This is a genomic window from bacterium, assembly GCA_019695335.1.
Classification (GTDB): domain Bacteria; phylum CLD3; class CLD3; order SB21; family SB21; genus JABWBZ01.
Map to the genome: position 1 here is coordinate 1 of JAIBAF010000072.1, position 17,894 is coordinate 17,894.

10 protein-coding genes are annotated in these 17,894 nt (G+C 46.4%); 7 read left to right on the plus strand and 3 right to left on the minus strand.

What is annotated here, in order from left to right:
- The first annotated feature begins 174 nt into the window (after positions 1 to 174).
- From K1X84_14490 to guaB, 4 genes are all read left to right on the plus strand, one after another.
- Positions 175 to 864 (plus strand): hypothetical protein, encoded by a 690-nt coding sequence (locus K1X84_14490; protein ID MBX7152834.1) that lies wholly within the window; start codon positions 175 to 177, stop codon positions 862 to 864.
- A 68-nt stretch (positions 865 to 932) separates the two neighbouring features.
- Positions 933 to 1,619, plus strand: coding sequence for a DUF4386 domain-containing protein (locus K1X84_14495; protein ID MBX7152835.1), 687 nt, complete (start codon positions 933 to 935; stop codon positions 1,617 to 1,619).
- A gap of 112 nt (positions 1,620 to 1,731) precedes the next feature.
- Positions 1,732 to 2,109, plus strand: coding sequence for a cupin domain-containing protein (locus K1X84_14500; protein MBX7152836.1), 378 nt, complete (start codon positions 1,732 to 1,734; stop codon positions 2,107 to 2,109).
- 108 nt (positions 2,110 to 2,217) lie between these two features.
- Positions 2,218 to 3,708, plus strand: coding sequence for an IMP dehydrogenase (gene guaB / locus K1X84_14505; GenBank protein MBX7152837.1), 1,491 nt, complete (start codon positions 2,218 to 2,220; stop codon positions 3,706 to 3,708).
- A gap of 27 nt (positions 3,709 to 3,735) precedes the next feature.
- Here the strand turns inward: guaB and K1X84_14510 are convergent, their stop codons facing one another.
- From K1X84_14510 to K1X84_14520, 3 genes are all read right to left on the minus strand, one after another.
- Positions 3,736 to 7,296 carry a hypothetical protein gene (locus K1X84_14510; GenBank protein MBX7152838.1) on the minus strand — a complete coding sequence of 1,187 codons (3,561 nt, stop codon included), beginning with the start codon at positions 7,294 to 7,296 and terminating at the stop codon, positions 3,736 to 3,738.
- A 133-nt stretch (positions 7,297 to 7,429) separates the two neighbouring features.
- On the minus strand, positions 7,430 to 7,987 hold the full coding sequence (locus K1X84_14515; GenBank protein ID MBX7152839.1) for a hypothetical protein: 558 nt from the start codon (positions 7,985 to 7,987) through the stop codon (positions 7,430 to 7,432).
- A gap of 20 nt (positions 7,988 to 8,007) precedes the next feature.
- Positions 8,008 to 14,646, minus strand: coding sequence for an FG-GAP-like repeat-containing protein (locus K1X84_14520; GenBank protein ID MBX7152840.1), 6,639 nt, complete (start codon positions 14,644 to 14,646; stop codon positions 8,008 to 8,010).
- 235 nt (positions 14,647 to 14,881) lie between these two features.
- Between K1X84_14520 and K1X84_14525 the strand changes: the two genes are divergently transcribed.
- The 3 genes from K1X84_14525 to K1X84_14535 all read left to right on the plus strand — a co-directional run bounded on the left by K1X84_14525 (position 14,882) and on the right by K1X84_14535 (position 17,856).
- Complete coding sequence (locus K1X84_14525; GenBank protein ID MBX7152841.1) at positions 14,882 to 16,099, plus strand: amidohydrolase family protein; 1,218 nt, start codon at positions 14,882 to 14,884, stop codon at positions 16,097 to 16,099.
- A 135-nt stretch (positions 16,100 to 16,234) separates the two neighbouring features.
- On the plus strand, positions 16,235 to 17,242 hold the full coding sequence (gene aroF / locus K1X84_14530; GenBank protein ID MBX7152842.1) for a 3-deoxy-7-phosphoheptulonate synthase: 1,008 nt from the start codon (positions 16,235 to 16,237) through the stop codon (positions 17,240 to 17,242).
- A gap of 71 nt (positions 17,243 to 17,313) precedes the next feature.
- Positions 17,314 to 17,856, plus strand: a complete 543-nt coding sequence (locus K1X84_14535) for an NUDIX hydrolase (GenBank protein ID MBX7152843.1) — start codon at positions 17,314 to 17,316, stop codon at positions 17,854 to 17,856.
- Positions 17,857 to 17,894 lie beyond the last annotated feature (38 nt).

Sequence of the window (17,894 nt, forward strand, 5' to 3'; positions counted from 1 at the left end):
GACGATGACGATGGATGCGACGGCTCATAACTTTCTTGCCGGAATTATGAATCGCCTGATCGGCGGTATGGTCAGGAAAGCAATAGAACACGATATGGATTGCGTCAAAACGTTTTGTGAGAATGAAAACCGATGAAGAAAAATTACCTTGGTCAATAATATTTGGAGAAATTTATGAAATGGATATGCTGTCTTGTCATCCTTTCCTGCGGCCCCGCTGACAACATTAAAAGCCCCGCCAATGCTTCTACTAAAGATTCAAAAGAAAAATTCGTGTTTGGTAGGCCTTATGTTATCGACAGCTCGGCAATCGTGATCATACCGGTTGCGCACGAAGAAGAGATCAGTAATAACAAATTATTTGACATCGGATCGTATTCCCGTGGCAGCGGCGGATATTCTAATTTCTTCGGGTCGGGAATTTTCAACAACCCCATCAATAACCTGATTTTTTACAATCAAGACACGCGTAAAACGTACCTGCTCGGTGAAACAAAATATCATATCGTGTATGTGGACGATATCGATCTGTACGGCAAACGCCGTTTACTGTATGAAATGATCACCGAAGATCTGAACGGCGATAATTTCCTGACGCATGCCGACCAAATTGTCCTTTTCGTATCCGAACTGGACGGATCAGGACTCAAAAGTATTTCCCCTATTCACGAAAAAATCTGGAGCTGGAAAATAGACCGGTATGATCATTGTCTGATCGTCGAAACCAAAACGGATACCGACTCCGATAAAAAAATTACGGATGCCGATCGTACGCTTTACTACCGGATCAATTGGCCGGATGATACGATTGAAAAAATCGTTCCGGAAGACATCTACTACAAAGTTCAGGACGTCATCAAATAATCCGCCGCCTGAAACTATCTTCTCCCTGCCGTCGTATCCGATGATTGAAATCTAATTGAGGAAAAACCATGACACTCAAGACTAATTCAAGAATCACCGGCGTTACATTTATTTTTTACATTGCGGCAGGTATCGCCAGTATGAACCTTTTCGGCAAAGCAGCGGGTGGCAGCGACATTGCGGCGCGGCTGGCCGGCATCGCCGGGCATACATCTGAATTGGGACTAACGATTATACTGAATCTGTTATGTAATCTGTCGGCAATCATTTTAGCAGTGACGTTGTATGCCCTGACGCGCGACGCCGACCGTGAGATTGCTTTATTGGGATTGGCCTGCCGCGTTGGCGAAGGTCTTATTGGTGCGGCCAACCTGCCCAAGACTCTCGGATTACTTTGGCTTGCTACGACCGGCTCCGGATTGGCTTCGATGGACGCCGCCACGACTCACACTCTCGGATCGATGTGGCTCTTATCGCCCGGCAGTTACACGATCAGCGCGCTGTTTTTTGCTTTCGGGAGTACATTTTTTTCATACCTGTTTTTACGCGGACGATTAATTCCCATCGCGCTGGCATGGCTTGGTGTTGTTGCATCTGTTTTACTGGTTGTCATGCTGCTTATTCAGGCCGGCGGTTTTGTCAAAGCCGGTTGGTGGGAGTGGATGCCAATGCTGGTATTCGAACTCGTTCTCGCATTCTGGCTCATCGTCAAAGGAGTCACAGTGAAAGGCGAGGAAAATCCATCATTGAAATAGCCGGGAATTCGCCTTTTATTAAAACATGAAATGCACCCAAAATGGTTATTTTTCAAAAATAGTTTTTGAATATATTTTCTCAATAGTAAGACAACCATCCAAAGGCTCTTCCATGTCCACTCAAAAACAATATTCATACGTTACCAAACTTGACGTCAAGTTCAAGCATCTCGAGCGGATCGACGTTCCTGAAATGGTCAAAGCGTGCACGGATAAATGGTTCAATCAAACGCTCACGGAAGTCAATGGCAGCGTCGTTCGTTTAGGAATTGTCGAAGGGAAATATCATTGGCATAAACACGATAACGACGATGAATTTTTTTTCGTTCTCGAAGGCCAGTTCCTGATCGACCTCGAAGACCGGACGATCGAATTGAATCCCGGCCAAGGAGTGACGATTTCGAAAGGCATCATGCATCGGCCACGCGCTCCGAAAAAAACCGTCATCCTGATGGTCGAGACCAACGCGATCCAGCCGACGGGCGATTGAAATTTACCTTAATGCTTGCCTTTTCAAAGTTCATACGCTAAATTGACGAAATTTTTTAGAAATTTTCTAAAAATTTAATCGTTGGAGATATCAAAAAAGGAGTGGCGTATGAGCGATTCGGATAAACGGCTGGACAATAAAATCCTAGGAGAGGGACTCACGTTTGACGACGTGCTTATCGTCCCGCAATACTCCGAAGTCCTGCCGAATCAGGTTCAGGTCAATACCCGTATCAGCCGAAACATTACGCTCAATATTCCACTGCTCAGCGCGGCGATGGATACCGTCACCGAATCGGAGCTCGCCATTGCGATCGCCCGCGAAGGCGGACTCGGCATTATTCATAAGAATTGTTCCATCGAATATCAGGCATCCGAAGTTGATCGCGTCAAACGCTCTGAAAGCGGCATGATTCTGAAACCGATCACTCTGACGCCCGAACACAAACTGGGCGATGCATTGGAATTGATCAAACGTTATAAGATCAGCGGTATCCCGGTTATTTTTCCCGACGGTAAATTGGCCGGCATTCTCACCAATCGCGATTTGCGTTTCGCCACCGATCTCAATGAAAAAATCGACAACGTGATGACAAAAAATAATCTCGTCACGGCGAAAGTCGGTACGACACTCGAAGAAGCCGAAAAATTACTGCACAAACATCGTATTGAAAAATTGCTCGTTGTCGATGACGCATTCAAACTCAAGGGTCTCATCACAGTCAAAGACATTCAAAAGAAAAAAATGTATCCCAACGCCTGCAAAGATACGCACGGACGATTGCGTGTCGGTGCAGCTTTGGGCGTGACTAAAGATGCGATCGAACGCGCGCAAGCTTTGATCGATGCCGGCGTGGACATTCTCGCCGTCGATACGGCGCACGGCCATTCCCGCGGCGTGATCGAAACAGTGCGGCAAGTCAAAAAACAATTTCCGGAGATCGATCTTATTGCCGGTAATGTGGCCACAGCCGAAGCAACGATGGAACTGATCAAAGCGGGAGCGGATTGCGTGAAAGTCGGTATCGGACCCGGCAGCATTTGCACGACGCGTGTCGTCGCCGGCGTCGGCGTTCCTCAGATCAGCGCGATCATGGAATGCGCCAAAGTCGCTATGAAAGAAAATATTCCTATCATCGGCGACGGCGGAATCAAACAAACCGGCGATCTCGCCAAAGCCATCGTAGCCGGAGCGGATTGCGTCATGGTCGGATCGCTCTTAGCCGGAACGGAAGAAAGTCCGGGCGAATCGGTGCTGTATGAAGGCCGCCGTTATAAAGTGTATCGCGGTATGGGCTCGATTGCGGCCATGAAAAAAGGCAGCAAAGACCGCTACTTCCAGGAAGATGAAATGGATACGGATAAATTAGTACCGGAAGGTATCGAAGGCCGCGTGCCGTACAAAGGCAAAGTGAGCGACGTCGTATATCAGATGGTAGGCGGATTGAAAGCGTCGATGGGTTACTGCGGCGCTAAAACAATCACCGATATGAAAACACGCACGAAGTTAATTAAAATGACCGGCGCCGGTTTAAAAGAAAGCCACCCGCACGATGTGCTCATTACACAGGAAGCGCCGAATTATAGGGTAAATAGTTAAGACGTCGATTGCATTTCATTGTCGTGATCATTCATCTACCGGCAACGAAAAACTAAATGTCGATCCTTCTCCGCGTTTGCTTTGGACCCATACCCGCCCGTGATGCAGTTCAACAATCTTTTTGACAATCGCCAAACCAAGGCCTGTACTCGGTTCGCCGCCCGTCGGCTTCGAGCTTAAACGTTTAAACGACGTAAAAACTTTTTTCAAATCTTCTTCGTCAAGGCCCTGTCCCGTATCTTGCACGTGCGTAATCACCTCGCCTAACCCTTTTTCGAAAAAAACTTTCACGCTTCCGCCGGGATGCGTGTATTTAAGAGCATTGGATAGCAAGTTATCGATAACGGATGAAATTTTTGAAACATCGACATTGACTTTGGGCAATGTCGCCGAATAATCGACGGTTAAACCAATATTTTTATTCTGCGATGCACGCCGGTATAAATATTCGCATTCGCCGACGATCGCTTTCAGATCGCTCGATTTCAATTCCATTCTGACTTTTCCGGATTCAATAGCCGAAATATCCAACAGCTCGGTTATGAACCGGTTCATGTGGCGGCTGACTCCGGCAATTTTGGAAAGATCATCGATGGCGCCCTTGACGTCGATCTCATTTTTGCGAAAATCTTCGATCAGCAGATCCGAGTAACCCACGATCGTCGTAAGCGGATTACGCAAATCGTGAGCAACTATGCCGAGATATTCGTTCTTTTTCTCGTTCAGTTGTTTGAGTTCGTTGAGTAGACGCGCTTTCGTCAACGCCGTGCGGAAATGTTCTTTTAATTCGGTCAGTAACAACAAACTATGCTGCGTTACTTCATGGACTTCATCGAAAAATAAAAACCCGGCAAGACCTTGTGTATCCATCAGGCGTATTGCAAATAACGAATCGATAGTCCGTACGTTATTAAATTTATCCGTCGATGGGCGCGCCACCAGTCCGCGAATGAAATACATATTGTCGGCGACCCGTTCACCACCGTCGACGTATCGGCGTAATACTTCTTCTTCCGTTAATTCGATAACCTGAAGCGCCTGCAGGTCGATTCCGAAAGCGGCGCGAAAACGGTATTTGCCCGAAGCGTTGTCCCGCAGAAGTACCGATCCGGATTTCATGTTCAGGAGCGGCTGAATGATTTCAAAGATCGACTGCAGCAGTTGATCCAATTCCGTTTCCGAATTGATCGCCGCCACAATACCGATAGTTTTTTCAAGGCGTACATAACTTTCTTTTAATTGATCGTTGGCTATTCTCAGTTCCGTTGTTTTCTTTTCAACCAACTCACTCAGACGACGGCGCTCTTTCTCAAGAAATACGTGACGAAGACGCACCGTTCCTCCGGCGGCCAACAAAATTAAAATGGCATATCCCGTAAAAGCCCACCATGTACGATACAACGGCGATTTGATACGGAAAGCAAATACTGTCGGTTTAGCCGCCTGATGCGCTTCGATCGACATCACCTCGAAAACATAACGTCCTTCGGGAAGAAAGGTGTATGTTTTCTCGAAATGACTGGTTTGCGTCCAATCGGGATCGAACCCGTCCAGCCGGTAACGAAACTCCCGAACCGGTTGTCCCATATTGCCAGGATCGGCAAACGAAAACCGGACTTCATTCAAATCGAAATTAATTTCATGCACGTGATCGGAAACGCCCTGACCGGTATACACTAAAGAATCTCCGCGCAAATGAACGGTCAGAATAGGAGCGGGATAAACCGGTATTTGTCCCGGTTCTGTCAACAATGGGCTCTTGTATTTGATCAATCCGTCGTATCCGCCGAACCACACGAAACGTCCGTCCGAATACACCGACGACATGTCGCCGAATTGTGAAATGCGAGCTAATGGCGTGTAATGAGAATAACCGCTTCGAAAATTGTAAACAATTTTGCCCGCAACGTCTCCAGAAGCTGTATGTTGACAAACCCACAAATTGCCCGATGAATCTTCACTCATTCGAAAAATAAATCTTCCGTCTTCGTTAAGCAATGATGCTAAAACACTATCGGGCATGAATGTATCATGAGCTTTGTCATACTTCATTATTCCTCGATCTCCAATGAACAGCAAACCACGCGAGGTGTGAAATAACCGGTTGACGCGTGAGCCTTCCTGCTTATTGGGATGATACGTTCGCACGGAACCATCCTGCTTGAAACATTGAAATCCGTCGAATGCGCCGGCTAGCCACACCGCACCGTCGCTGTCTTCACTGATATACCGCACTTCACCGCTGACCGACGGCACGCGTTCTAAGTGATACTGGCTTGCTTTTTTATAGAGTTTCCCCAATCCGTTCGAAAGCCCTGCGTAGATCAGATTGCGATTGCCGGAAGATGGCGCCAAAACAAAAGCATACGCATCATCGATCGTACGAACATTGTTTCCTGAAATTTGAAAAATTCCGCTGTTTGATGCAGCGATCAAAACATTATCGTGTTCCAAAAGACTCCAGCAATATCCTTGAAAGGATTTTAGCGGAATGAAAGTCCATGGTTTTTCCAATGAAGTTTTTTGTAAACGAAACAAGCCGGTATTCGTACCGACATACATAGTTGAGTCTTGTCGCACAGCACACAATACAGCGCCATCCAGTCCGATGGATTCATTCCAATACGTCAACGGAGAGTATAATTCCAGCCGGACAATTCCCTTATTCATAGCCAGCCATACATTTTCCGAACGATCAAGAAAAATATCATAAACGGTATTGTCCGGCAAGCCGCTTTGTTTGTTATAAATTTGAAGAATACTCCCGTGAGCATCCGTACGAATTAAGCCGCCACGAAGCGTGGCAAAAAGATATTCACCGAGCCCGGTACGTACACCACCGTACACTTGTTGTTCCTGCAAAAATGAATCAGCTTCCCAAGTAATTTTATTAAAACGTCCGTTTTCCAAAACCCATGCGCCGTCGTCCCGCGTTTGAATCAATATTCCTTTCTCTCCGTACGGCAACATCGCATAAACACGTGCCTTTGCTAACACGGCGCTTCCCGGAATCATCATCAGGCTGTCGCCGGCCCATTCACGCAATCCCACGTCTTCATCCTGAATGATCAGGCGATCCCGTACCCAAAATGAAAAACGAAATTGGTTAAGCGACGGCCACGAAGCTATCCACCTATCCTCATGATCAAATTGAAATAAACGTTTGTTGGTAGAGAAAAAAATACCTCTAGGCGTAACATGGATTCGCCAAACGTCGCGGTAGTCGCGGAGGAGCTCCGGTAACGAATCAGAAAGAGAATGCCACCGCAGGCGTCCGGAAGCATCAGGCATGAGGTAACCAAATTCGTCGTACGCACCGGCGTACATTTTGGATGGTGAACCCGAAGCTACTGATCTGACAATTCCGCCTTTTGGCGTCGGATAACGACTCCATTCACTCCCATCATATCGCAGAATGAAAGACGTGTTCCCAAAAAACATCACGCCGGATGCATCCTGTGTGACCGACCAATTTTGATTGTGACCTTGATATTGAGCCGTAGAAAAATGACGGAAGAACGTCAGGCCTCGTTCCTGTGCGTGAAGAGAAAACACCAGCAAGCAGATTACAAGATAGGGTCGTATCATGAAGCCCCCGGATATTTTCGAAACTTCGAGTAATATCTTTCATTCTGTTTGTGATGTCAAGGCCTAACTATGGTCTAAAACAAAAAACCCGTGAAATGTCTTTCACGGGTTTTTCGGTTTTTTTATTTCTTGATCACAACAGTTGTATGTTCAACTGATCGAGTTTGGTCAGCAATTGAGCTGCGACATTGGAGCTTGGCATCGTATAGGAATTATCAATTTGCCGAATGCGGTCTACGCAAGCGGTAAAATTACCCAGATGATAATAGCTGTAGGCTTGAGCCAAGATGATGACCTGAAAATTAACGTCAACATTAAACTCAAACTCGAAATCGGCTTCGTGTCTTAAAACAAAACTGCCTTGCGAAATACAGCCGTTATAATTTCCGCGTAACCAACTTGTAATCGCCCACCCGGCGTAACCATGAACCAGCGAGTCGGCGGAAGCACGTTGGAAATAGCGGTCGGAAGCATCCAATGAATCCATTTTTAATGTCGTCCAACCTAATCCTACATACGCTTCCGATCCGTCTTCATTCAGGCGATTGATAAAAGCATTATGCGCTTGCGCATATTGGCCATCGACAAACAATTGCCATGCATCGGCTAAACCCGTATCGCCCGTATCATCTCCGCACGACCATGTCAGCGCAAGTAACGCCGCTAAGATTAATTTTAAAATGAGTCTCATGAGTTTATCTCCTAAATTTTTTATTTGATCAACATCATTTTACGTGCAGAAACACCTTTCGGCGTTTCGATGCGGTAAATATAAATACCGCTGGATACTTGCTGCCCGACCGCATTTTTGCCATCCCAAAGCGCCGTATGATATCCGGCTTGTTTAAATCCGTCGAATAATTCTGCGACTTTCTGGCCGAGAATATTGTAAACGGATAGTTTAACACGTCCTTCATCCGGCAATCCGAATCTAATCGTCGTCGTCGGGTTAAACGGGTTTGGATAATTCTGTGACAATTCAACTTTCTTCGGCAGGAAGATGTGCTCGTTATTGTAGAACGCAGCGAATTTACCGGCTGTTTGTACTTTAGCCGTCAATGACTGTCCAAGGCCTTCGCCGCCTTCATAGATCCACTGTCCGGCATCTTCGCGGTACAATCCGATCTTGCGTTCATCAAAATCCTGATATTTCGCTTTCAAAGCTTCAACCGCTTTCACATCGTATTTTAAACTGACGTTGACCGGTTGTTTGATTTCTGCCGTAGCGAGCAATTCAAGACCGGCGCCAACAGCCGTCATGCTTTGTTCACTAAACGATTCTTCGCTTGAAGAACGTTTGCCCAATTCGCCTGATTGCGCTTCATCCGGATCGCGCAGCCATACACCGGCGACGAGGAATCCATCTTCGTCCGTAACGCCTTTTGCCGAAGTCAGGATAAATTCATCAACCTTGACATTCAGAGGTTCTTTTTTATTCAAAGCCGCTACGGTATAATTCTTAGGCTGATTGGTCACATTGTTGGCCGAATCAGTCGCCGTGACCACAATGCCCAAAGTTCCGGCAGCCGTTAATTTAAATTGCGTAAAGAACAAATTCGGTTGACCGGGCACATCGCTGAGTGTCGGCGGATTCGATACCGGCGCACTATTGAAGGTGAAGGCAATCGATCTGCTGATCAGGCCTTCGTTGCTGTGAGCGTAAATGCCGAGATATTTATTAACGATGTTCAGCGACAGAACGCCGATGGTAATGACCGGAGGAATATTTTCGACTGAGGTTCCTGAAAAGACCATCCGGTACGGCGACACGGAAGAATTATTATTTAATTTCAGTGTGTCACCGGCAATCGTCGCTTGAACCGTCGGTTTGAATTTGACCGTAACGTTCATCGTATCGCCCGGCATTAATGTGCGAGGAAGCGTGCCGGCATTGGCTGTGATCATCGCCGACGCAAATGTTGAACTATTGACGATTACACTGCCGACGCTCGTATAGACTTTGACGTTAACCGATGCACTGTCGCCGATGGGAACGCTGCCGAAATTATGCGACGTGAGCGAACTGGCTAGTGTCCCGGCAAGTCCGGTTCCGCTTAATGGAATTTTGAAAGGATTGACCGACGAGTTGTTAATCAAAATTCCGCTGTCAACCAAAGCGCCAAACGCCGTTGGTTTGAAGAAAACGGAAACAATCATTGTATCGCCGTAAAACAACGTGTCCAGATCATTCGAACTTGAAACATTGAAATTAACGCCGCTCTTGAAATAACCTGAATCCATGATGACCGTCCCGCCATTGGCAAAGACTTTAAGCACTTGTGTCACGCTGTCTCCGACAAGCACATTACCGAAATTCAATGCTGACGGTATAGAAGCGAGTGAACCAACAGGTAATTCCAAAGCAGTCGAAAATGCGGAACTGTTGTCGTTGCTGTCCTGAATCGCCGTTGCATTCAGTCCACCAATCAATTTCATCCGTTTCGACCAGTTCCCTGAGCCATCAGCATAAACCGTATCGATAAAAATGCCCCCTTCATCATCGGAATCGTTGTATACATGGACCAGAGCACCCGGGGCGGCACGGCCATACAGAATCGATGTCGCTGAAACGCTGTCGACTCGCGGCGGTGCAATGTTATATTGCGCATTATTGGTTACGGTAATACCATTGCCTGAATTATTGAAAATGGAATTGCCAAACCAGATGTCCTCATATACGCCTGCGCCATCGGCATAAATACCGTCTTCACCGTTGTGCGCGATGACGTTGTAGGCGATTGAATCAAAGCGTGAGTAATCGCCTTCGCCGAGCATTTCAATTTCGACACCATGAGCTCCATTGCCGATAGGTGTTACGCCGTTAGCGCCGACACCAACATAATTACCGTAGATTTTTTCGTAATCGGAATACGCAGAAAATCCGGCATAGATTTTAATGCCTTCTTCAGTATTTCCTGAAATGATATTGCGGCCGCCGGATGTACCATCGCCGATTTTGTTATATCCGGAATTCCATAATACAATTCCGGAACCACCGTTTGGCAAAGCCGCGTTACCGGTCTCATCCACACCTATATAATTGCCAAGGATTTCATTATACAAAGTCTGTTCGAACCAAATTCCGTCCAGACGATTGCCTGAAATAATATTGCGACCCGAAGCAGTACCATCTCCGATGGAAGTATATTGATCGTTGACATTGTAAATATAAATTCCGTATTCACCATTCGGAATGGTGTCAGTACCGGCGTCATTCACTCCGATGTAGTTACCGATAATTTTAGTATCATAAACGTACCCGTTAAATCCTTCGCCTAATGTAATACCCGAGTTCATGTTTCCAGAAATAAGATTATTCGAAATGACGGTTTTGTTGTTGGATCCGCTATAACCACCGACAACATGCACGCCATAACCAGCATTGCCGACAGCTTCCGTTCCGGTTTGATCGGTGCCGATTTTGTTGCCGGTAACAATGTTATCGCTGATATTGTAATACGATGTACTAATCACGACACCACCAGAATTGTTACCGGAAATAACGTTGTTGGCAATCGTATTACGGCTGGCTTCGTATGTATAGACTCCATACTGCCCGTTACCGAGCGGAGTTGCACCGTCTGCCGCTACACCGATGAAATTTCCTTCGATGAAATTATCGTGAACGTCGCGGCCATCGATGTACACTCCATGACCATCATTTCCCGAAATAATGTTAAGCCCTTCGACCGTACTGTTACCGATATGTGTATTCACGATCGATTCACCACCTCCTGAATACAAGTAAATGCCGTCGCCGGCATTACCACGATCCAACATACCGGTGACATCGGTACCGATATAATTCCCCAAAATTGAGTTGTTATGCATATTGTCATAGTCGTACATCGAAATACCCCGACCACCATTACTTGAACCATTACCGGAAATAATATTACGTCCACCGGCAGTTGCATTACCAACCTGATTGCCTGATCCGGTTGCTTGGAAATAAATTCCATCATATCCGTTACCCAATAAAGCGTCTCCGTCGGTTGCAAGGCCAATATAATTGCCGAGGATTTGGTTGTCGTTCGAGTTGCTTAAATATATACCGTAATAACCATTACCTGAAATGATATTGCGCCCGGCAGCAGTACCATCGCCAATCCAATTATGGTTGCTGTTATAAATTTCGACACCGTAGTAGTTGCGGGATGCTGTTGAGCCGTCATTCCCGATATAATTCCCTAAAATCCTGTTATACGATCCGTAAATGCTGATCCCCGACCCGTAATCTTGAAAACCGTAAATTTGAAAACCTTTGACGACATTATTATTGGATGAGAGAGTCAAACCTGAGCCATAACCTTCTTTGTTACTGCCATTAATTATGATATCGGGAGTACCGTTATTGTCAATATCAGCGTTAATATAAGTAAAATCCGTTGTAATGGACGGTAACGCAACTCCGACTAAAATGGTCTGACCGCTTAATGAAGGATCAAACAGAATCGTGTCCTTCTGCGTTGTCAAATTAGCTGAATCGATCATCGCTGCGATCGAACCAGGTCCGAAATCGTTGTTAGTCGTCACGATCCATCGCCCCGGTGATCCCGTCGGAATGACCGAAACTACATCGGAGAATTCACCAACGTGCCCGGCATTATCAATACCGAGTACTTTAAAATAATAAATCATCCCATTGGTCAAGCCTGAAATAGTTTCTGTGGTATCCAGTAGCCCCGCGCCAAAGCCGAGCGAATCTAAAGCTTGAGGATCGGTACCGCCATACACAACATAACGATGGATATCCGATTTCCAGTCGCGATTCCATTTGACCGTAGCAGAATTGACACCTGGAACGGCTTCTACACCCATGATTTTTGCTGGCGGCCCGTCGATTGTAAAATTGGCTGTAGTTTGGAACTTGGAATTACGATAAACCTGATCGATAGCTTCCACGCTCCAATAAAACGTACCGTCGGGCAAACCATTCAATTGCCATGAATTATTATGATTGGTATTGCCCATACCAAAAACTAACCGGAATCCTCCGCCGAGACCCGTTCCAACTACTTTAGCTAGGGGCGGCATGATTTCAACGCCTGTGGGCGTTTTTCCTACACGAACATTATAAGTCAGACCGTTCTGAGGCGTTTCGGCATCTGTTACTTTATTCCAGCTCAGAAAAACTGAATCTGAGGAAGTTGAAGAGCTTAGTCCCGTAGGATCGCCGGGCGGTGTATTTAAAATGGCCGACTGATTGTCATATAACTTTGTGACATATCCGTTCTGTGAGTTCCCCATGATCATCAAATCAAGATCGCCGTCTCGGTCTTCATCAATAAACGCAGACGATGGAATGTGATAATATCCCTCAATTTCGTATCCAAGGTTAAACGCAGTAAATGTATTACCACCGTCATTCCTGTAGATATACGAAAGTTCAGGACCGCTGCCTTCCGAGCCGGCTGTCCCGGCCATGAAAATATCCAGATCACCGTCATTGTCATAGTCGCCAACCGATACGGTCGCTCTGGCCAATCCTGTAAATCCGGCATCGACATCTGTAAAAATATCATCGCCGTCATTTCGATAGACGCCGGCCGTTCTGTTACCGCTCCCGGTTGCACCTGTAAAGGTAATATCCAAATCTCCGTCGTTGTCAAAATCGCCCCACACAGCTTCGCCCTTATGTAGACCGGAAGGAAATCCTTCTTCGAGCAAAGAAAAAGAACCGTTGTTATCGTTCCGGTAAATAAAAAGTCCGCCGCCGGAATAAGAATTATCGGTTGTTCCCAAAATTAAAATGTCAAGATCTTGATCATTATCATAATCCCCCCAGGCAACCGAACCTGCATTGTATCCGGGTAAACCGATATCGACAGGATTAAATTGTCCGTTACCATCGTTGCGATACAAGAAAGTCGAATTCCATCCGCTGTTGCCCGTCGTGCCCATGACCAACAAATCCTGATCGCCGTCGTTATCATAATCACCCCATGCCATCATACCCAGCGTGGCGCCTTGCATGGAATGCGGAACATCGGTAAAAGTTCCGTCAGCATTGTTGCGATACAATTTCAATGTACGTGATCCATTGCCGGTGCTGCCCATGTAGGCTAAATCAAGCAGACCATCATTATTATAATCGCCCCATGCGGCAGAACTGCGATGCATTTGCTGCAAAAAGCCCGTATTCACTTCCGTAAAATTGGTGCCATCATGACGGTATAATTTGGCAACGCCATTTTCGTAAGGTCCGTCGTCATAACTATTTTCATCTGTCGAACCCGTCACGAATACGTCATAATCGCCGTCATTATCATAATCGCCCCAAACAAAATCGCCTTCGACAACCTGAACAAAAGCAGCCGATGTGTTCTCCACAAACGGTGAAGGTGTGGCACTGACTTCATTGGAAAAGCCGCTCACAGTGCCGTTACTGTCTAAAGCCGCAACTCGAAAATAATATTTTGTAAAATCGGTCAGACCGGAAATGACCTTTGTCGTATCCAACGCATTGCCGCCTGACGTCGAGTCCATGATCGTACTGGGATTCGGATCAACATCGTACGCTATATAATATTTATGGAATTTTTTCTTCAGGAGAGAAGGGTTCCAACGAAGAGTCACGCTTTGGTGTCCTGAAACAATTTTAACTAATCCCGGAGCGCCCACGCCCATCGCACCGGAAGCAACAAATACAGGAGAATTAGTCGTCGTAAGTTTTAATTGATTGACCGACTCGGCGACCGTGTCGGCAGCCGTTTCATTGAAATGCCAGAGTCCAATCAAATTCGTCTCACTGCCAATCAGTGGAATACTTGCCGTGCTGACAATTTCGGCTTGCGAGCGCGCGGTGCTCCAAAGACGCAATTCGTCAATTTGTCCGTCAAAAAGCTCCGTTCCGCCTTGATTGGCACCGGCAACCGTCGTTCCACTTGGAAAGTTCGGTCCCCATCCATCCCAATTCGACACTTGATGGCCATCAACCCACAAACGCGTATTTGGATAATCCTGCGTGAGTGCAATGTGATACCATCGGCCGGGTTCAGGGTAAAATCCGGAATTCAAAACGGCATTACCGCCAAATAAAACATCAAGCTCATAGGATGACGAAATAAATACGCCGAATCCGCTGCTGGATGTATTTCCATTATAAAAGAGAATCTTGTTCTGGCCGTTCCGTGTACCATCCCATTTAACCCACGCTTCCATCGTAAAATCGTCGGTAATGGTCGAAACCACCGGCGACCTCGATGCATATTGGTTACTTCCATTCAATTGTAACGCATTGCCGGCCTGTGCAAACCCAGCGGCAGAACCAAAAACGCTTAGGCTTACGACGGCAAAAAACCGTTTCAACCAAAGGCTAAAAGCCTTATGTCGTACAAAGAGCTTCATACGATAACTCCTCAAATAAATAATGTGGAAATACTATTATAAAATATCTATTGAGTAACCAAAACAGTAAGAACTGTGAATTCCGGAAAGCCGATAAACTACTCCGGTATGCAAGGTGGATTACTCGGAATCTACAGTAAAGACTTCGCATTGTCAATTTTAATTTTCATTGTCAATTGCAGAATTAGTTTTAAATTAATCTGTTCCTTTTAGTCCTCGTTTAGGTATGTAAGCTATGAAGATTTATTCTGCAAACTGGGTCTTGCCGATTGTCACTCCTCCGATAAAAAACGGGTCGGTAGTGATCGATAACGACCGCATCAAGGCATTAGGACCTCGTGAAAAAATTCTGAAGCAATTTCACGGCGTTTCCATAGCCGATTTCCAAGACGGCGTTATTCTGCCAGGACTTGTGAACGCGCATACGCATTTAGAATTGTCCGTCATGAAAAATGTTATCGCCGATGGAAAAGATTTCGGCGATTGGGTGTACGACGCGATCACCAAACGATTCGATTTCACGCCAGAAATGATCCAACAGGCCTGCATCAATGCTGTACATGAACTTGAGAACGCCGGTACCGTCGCTGTCGGCGATATAGCCAATCACAGTGAAACGTCATTGGCCGCGCTTACACAATCTTCGCTGTACGCCGTGATCTATAATGAAGTAACCGGTTTTTCACCGTCCATTGCCCGACAGCGGTTTGACGAATTCGCGCATAAAATCATTCAACCTTCCAATCCAAGGATAAAACAAAGCCTCGCACCACATGCACCGTATTCGGTATCGGCCGATCTATTTAGGCTGGTAGGTGATTTTACAAAAATCCATCGCCTTCATTCAACCGTTCATCTTGCCGAATCCATTGACGAGAGTGAATTTTTGCGCTACGGGACGGGGAAGATGAAAACTATGATTGAAAAAATCGGGAAATGGGATCCCGCCTGGCCCGTACCGAATGCCTCGCCCGTACGCTATCTCGATCAACTCGGATTTCTGAATGAACGTTTGCTCGCGGTTCACGTCGTACATGTCAGCGATGCCGACGTCGAAATCTTACGTCAAAAAAATGTCTCGGTTTGCACCTGTCCGCGAAGCAATATCAAAATCAATGTGGGCGGTACTGCACCCATACAAAAAATGATCAACGCCGGCATCAACGTCTGTATCGGCACGGACAGTCTTGCGAGCAACGACGACCTGAATATGTGGAATGAAATGCGATCACTCCGATCAATTCATCCTGAAATCGACGCCGGCACCATTCTCACTATGGCCACGATCAATGGTGCGCATGCATTGGGTCTGAATGATCGCATTGGATCCATTGAAATTGGCAAAGACAACTCGCTCATCGCAGTGACCGGTTCCGACAACATTGAGTCGCCTGAAAACTTTCTCCTCTCGGACTATGCAAAATTTAAAAATATCGCTCGATTGAAAAGTTGAAAACGGATTTGATAACAGATTGTTCATTATGACCTGAATTGTCGATTGACTGGTTGCCTTTTTATTGTTACTTTATCATTAACACTCAACAAACTGTCCCGAAACTTTTCTAACCTTAATTTATTTTGACCTATGATGATTGTTGTCATGGAGAAAAACGCCTCCGTTCAAAATATCAGCAATGTTCTCCAAATCGTTGAAGAATGCGGATTTACACCTCACGTCTCAAAAGGCGAAGAACGTACTGTGATCGGTGTCATGGGCGACGAACGAGGAATGATTACCGAAAAAGTTCAAACGCTGAAAGGTGTTGAGAAAGTCATCCCTACGTCGAAGCCCTATAAATTGGTCAGTCGCGAATGGAAGCAGGAAAATACGGTTATAAATGTGAGAGGCGTTGCCATCGGCGGATCTAAACTCACCCTCATTGCGGGTCCGTGCAGCGTGGAAAACGAAGAACAGATACTTGAAATTGCTTCGACGGTTAAAGAAGCCGGTTGTCACATTCTGCGCGGCGGCGCCTTCAAACCCCGTACGTCGCCATACAGTTTTCAGGGTCTGGGCGAACAAGGACTCGAACTGCTGGCGCTCGCCCGGGAAAAAACCGGGTTACCGATCATTACGGAAGTGGTCAATCCCAACCAGGTCGAACTCGTCGCACAATACGCCGACATTTTGCAAATCGGCGCGCGCAATTCACAAAACTTCGCCTTGCTGCAGGAAGTTGGCAAAATCAATAAACCGGTGATGCTGAAGCGCGGCATGATGTCCAATCTTGAAGAATACCTGATGTGTGCGGAATATATTATGGCCAATGGCAATTATGACGTCATTTTGTGCGAACGCGGTATCCGTACGTTTGAAACGTACACCAGAAATACCATGGATATTTCGGCCATTCCGCTGATCAAACAATTGTCTCACCTTCCGGTATTTGCCGATCCGAGCCACGCCACGGGTAAGCGTTCGCTGGTGCCGCCGGTTGCCAAAGCCGCCGTCGCCGCCGGCGCCGACGGATTGATGATCGAAGTGCACCATCATCCTGAAAACGCTTTGTCCGACGGCGCGCAAGCGATTCTTCCGGACGAACTCTACAAACTGATCCGCGATATCAGGGCGTTATCCGATGCTATCGGGCATTAAGTTTCTTTAAAATCTTTATCAGGAATGCGTATGGGAAAAAAAATTTCGAAATCACATTCCGGGTTTAATCCATGACGCGCGATTTGACTGAAATTCAATTGAATTCTGAAATCATGGCCGACGGGCTTTTACTCAAAGCCTGGCGCGATGAAGTGCGTTTGCCCAATGGTAAAACGGCCGTTCGCGAATATATCCGCCATCCCGGAGCCGTCGTCATGATCCCGGTATTCCCTAACGGCGACACTATCATGGTCCGGCAATTCCGTTATCCGCTCCGACAAGCGTTCATTGAGCTTCCCGCCGGCAAACTCGACGGCAACGAACCAATAGAACAAGCGGCACGACGCGAACTGATCGAAGAAATCGGCTATGAACCGCTCATGCTGGAAAAAATTGCCGAATTTTTTCCCTGCATCGGTTATTCCAACGAAAAAATGTGGCTTTTCATCGCAAAGGATTTGAAAGAAGCGGCAGTGCAGCCCGATCATGACGAATTTCTGGAAATCATACGTTTGCCGTTTTCGAAAGCCGTCGATAAAGTTTTTCGCGGTGAAATTACCGACATGAAAACCATCGTCGGGCTTTTGTTGGGACAGAAGTTTTTATCGAAGTAATGCGTATCTGGAAATTGTAACGCATTTTATAACGTTGC

Bases quoted from the DNA above. Each gene is read 5' to 3' on its own strand.
- K1X84_14490 (MBX7152834.1), top strand. From the start codon at position 175: ATGAAATGGATATGCTGTCTTGTCATCCTTTCCTGCGGCCCCGCTGAC.
- K1X84_14495 (MBX7152835.1), top strand. From the start codon at position 933: ATGACACTCAAGACTAATTCAAGAATCACCGGCGTTACATTTATTTTT.
- K1X84_14500 (MBX7152836.1), top strand. From the start codon at position 1,732: ATGTCCACTCAAAAACAATATTCATACGTTACCAAACTTGACGTCAAG.
- guaB (MBX7152837.1), top strand. From the start codon at position 2,218: ATGAGCGATTCGGATAAACGGCTGGACAATAAAATCCTAGGAGAGGGA.
- K1X84_14510 (MBX7152838.1), bottom strand. From the start codon at position 7,296: ATGATACGACCCTATCTTGTAATCTGCTTGCTGGTGTTTTCTCTTCAC.
- K1X84_14515 (MBX7152839.1), bottom strand. From the start codon at position 7,987: ATGAGACTCATTTTAAAATTAATCTTAGCGGCGTTACTTGCGCTGACA.
- K1X84_14520 (MBX7152840.1), bottom strand. From the start codon at position 14,646: ATGAAGCTCTTTGTACGACATAAGGCTTTTAGCCTTTGGTTGAAACGG.
- K1X84_14525 (MBX7152841.1), top strand. From the start codon at position 14,882: ATGAAGATTTATTCTGCAAACTGGGTCTTGCCGATTGTCACTCCTCCG.
- aroF (MBX7152842.1), top strand. From the start codon at position 16,235: ATGATTGTTGTCATGGAGAAAAACGCCTCCGTTCAAAATATCAGCAAT.
- K1X84_14535 (MBX7152843.1), top strand. From the start codon at position 17,314: ATGACGCGCGATTTGACTGAAATTCAATTGAATTCTGAAATCATGGCC.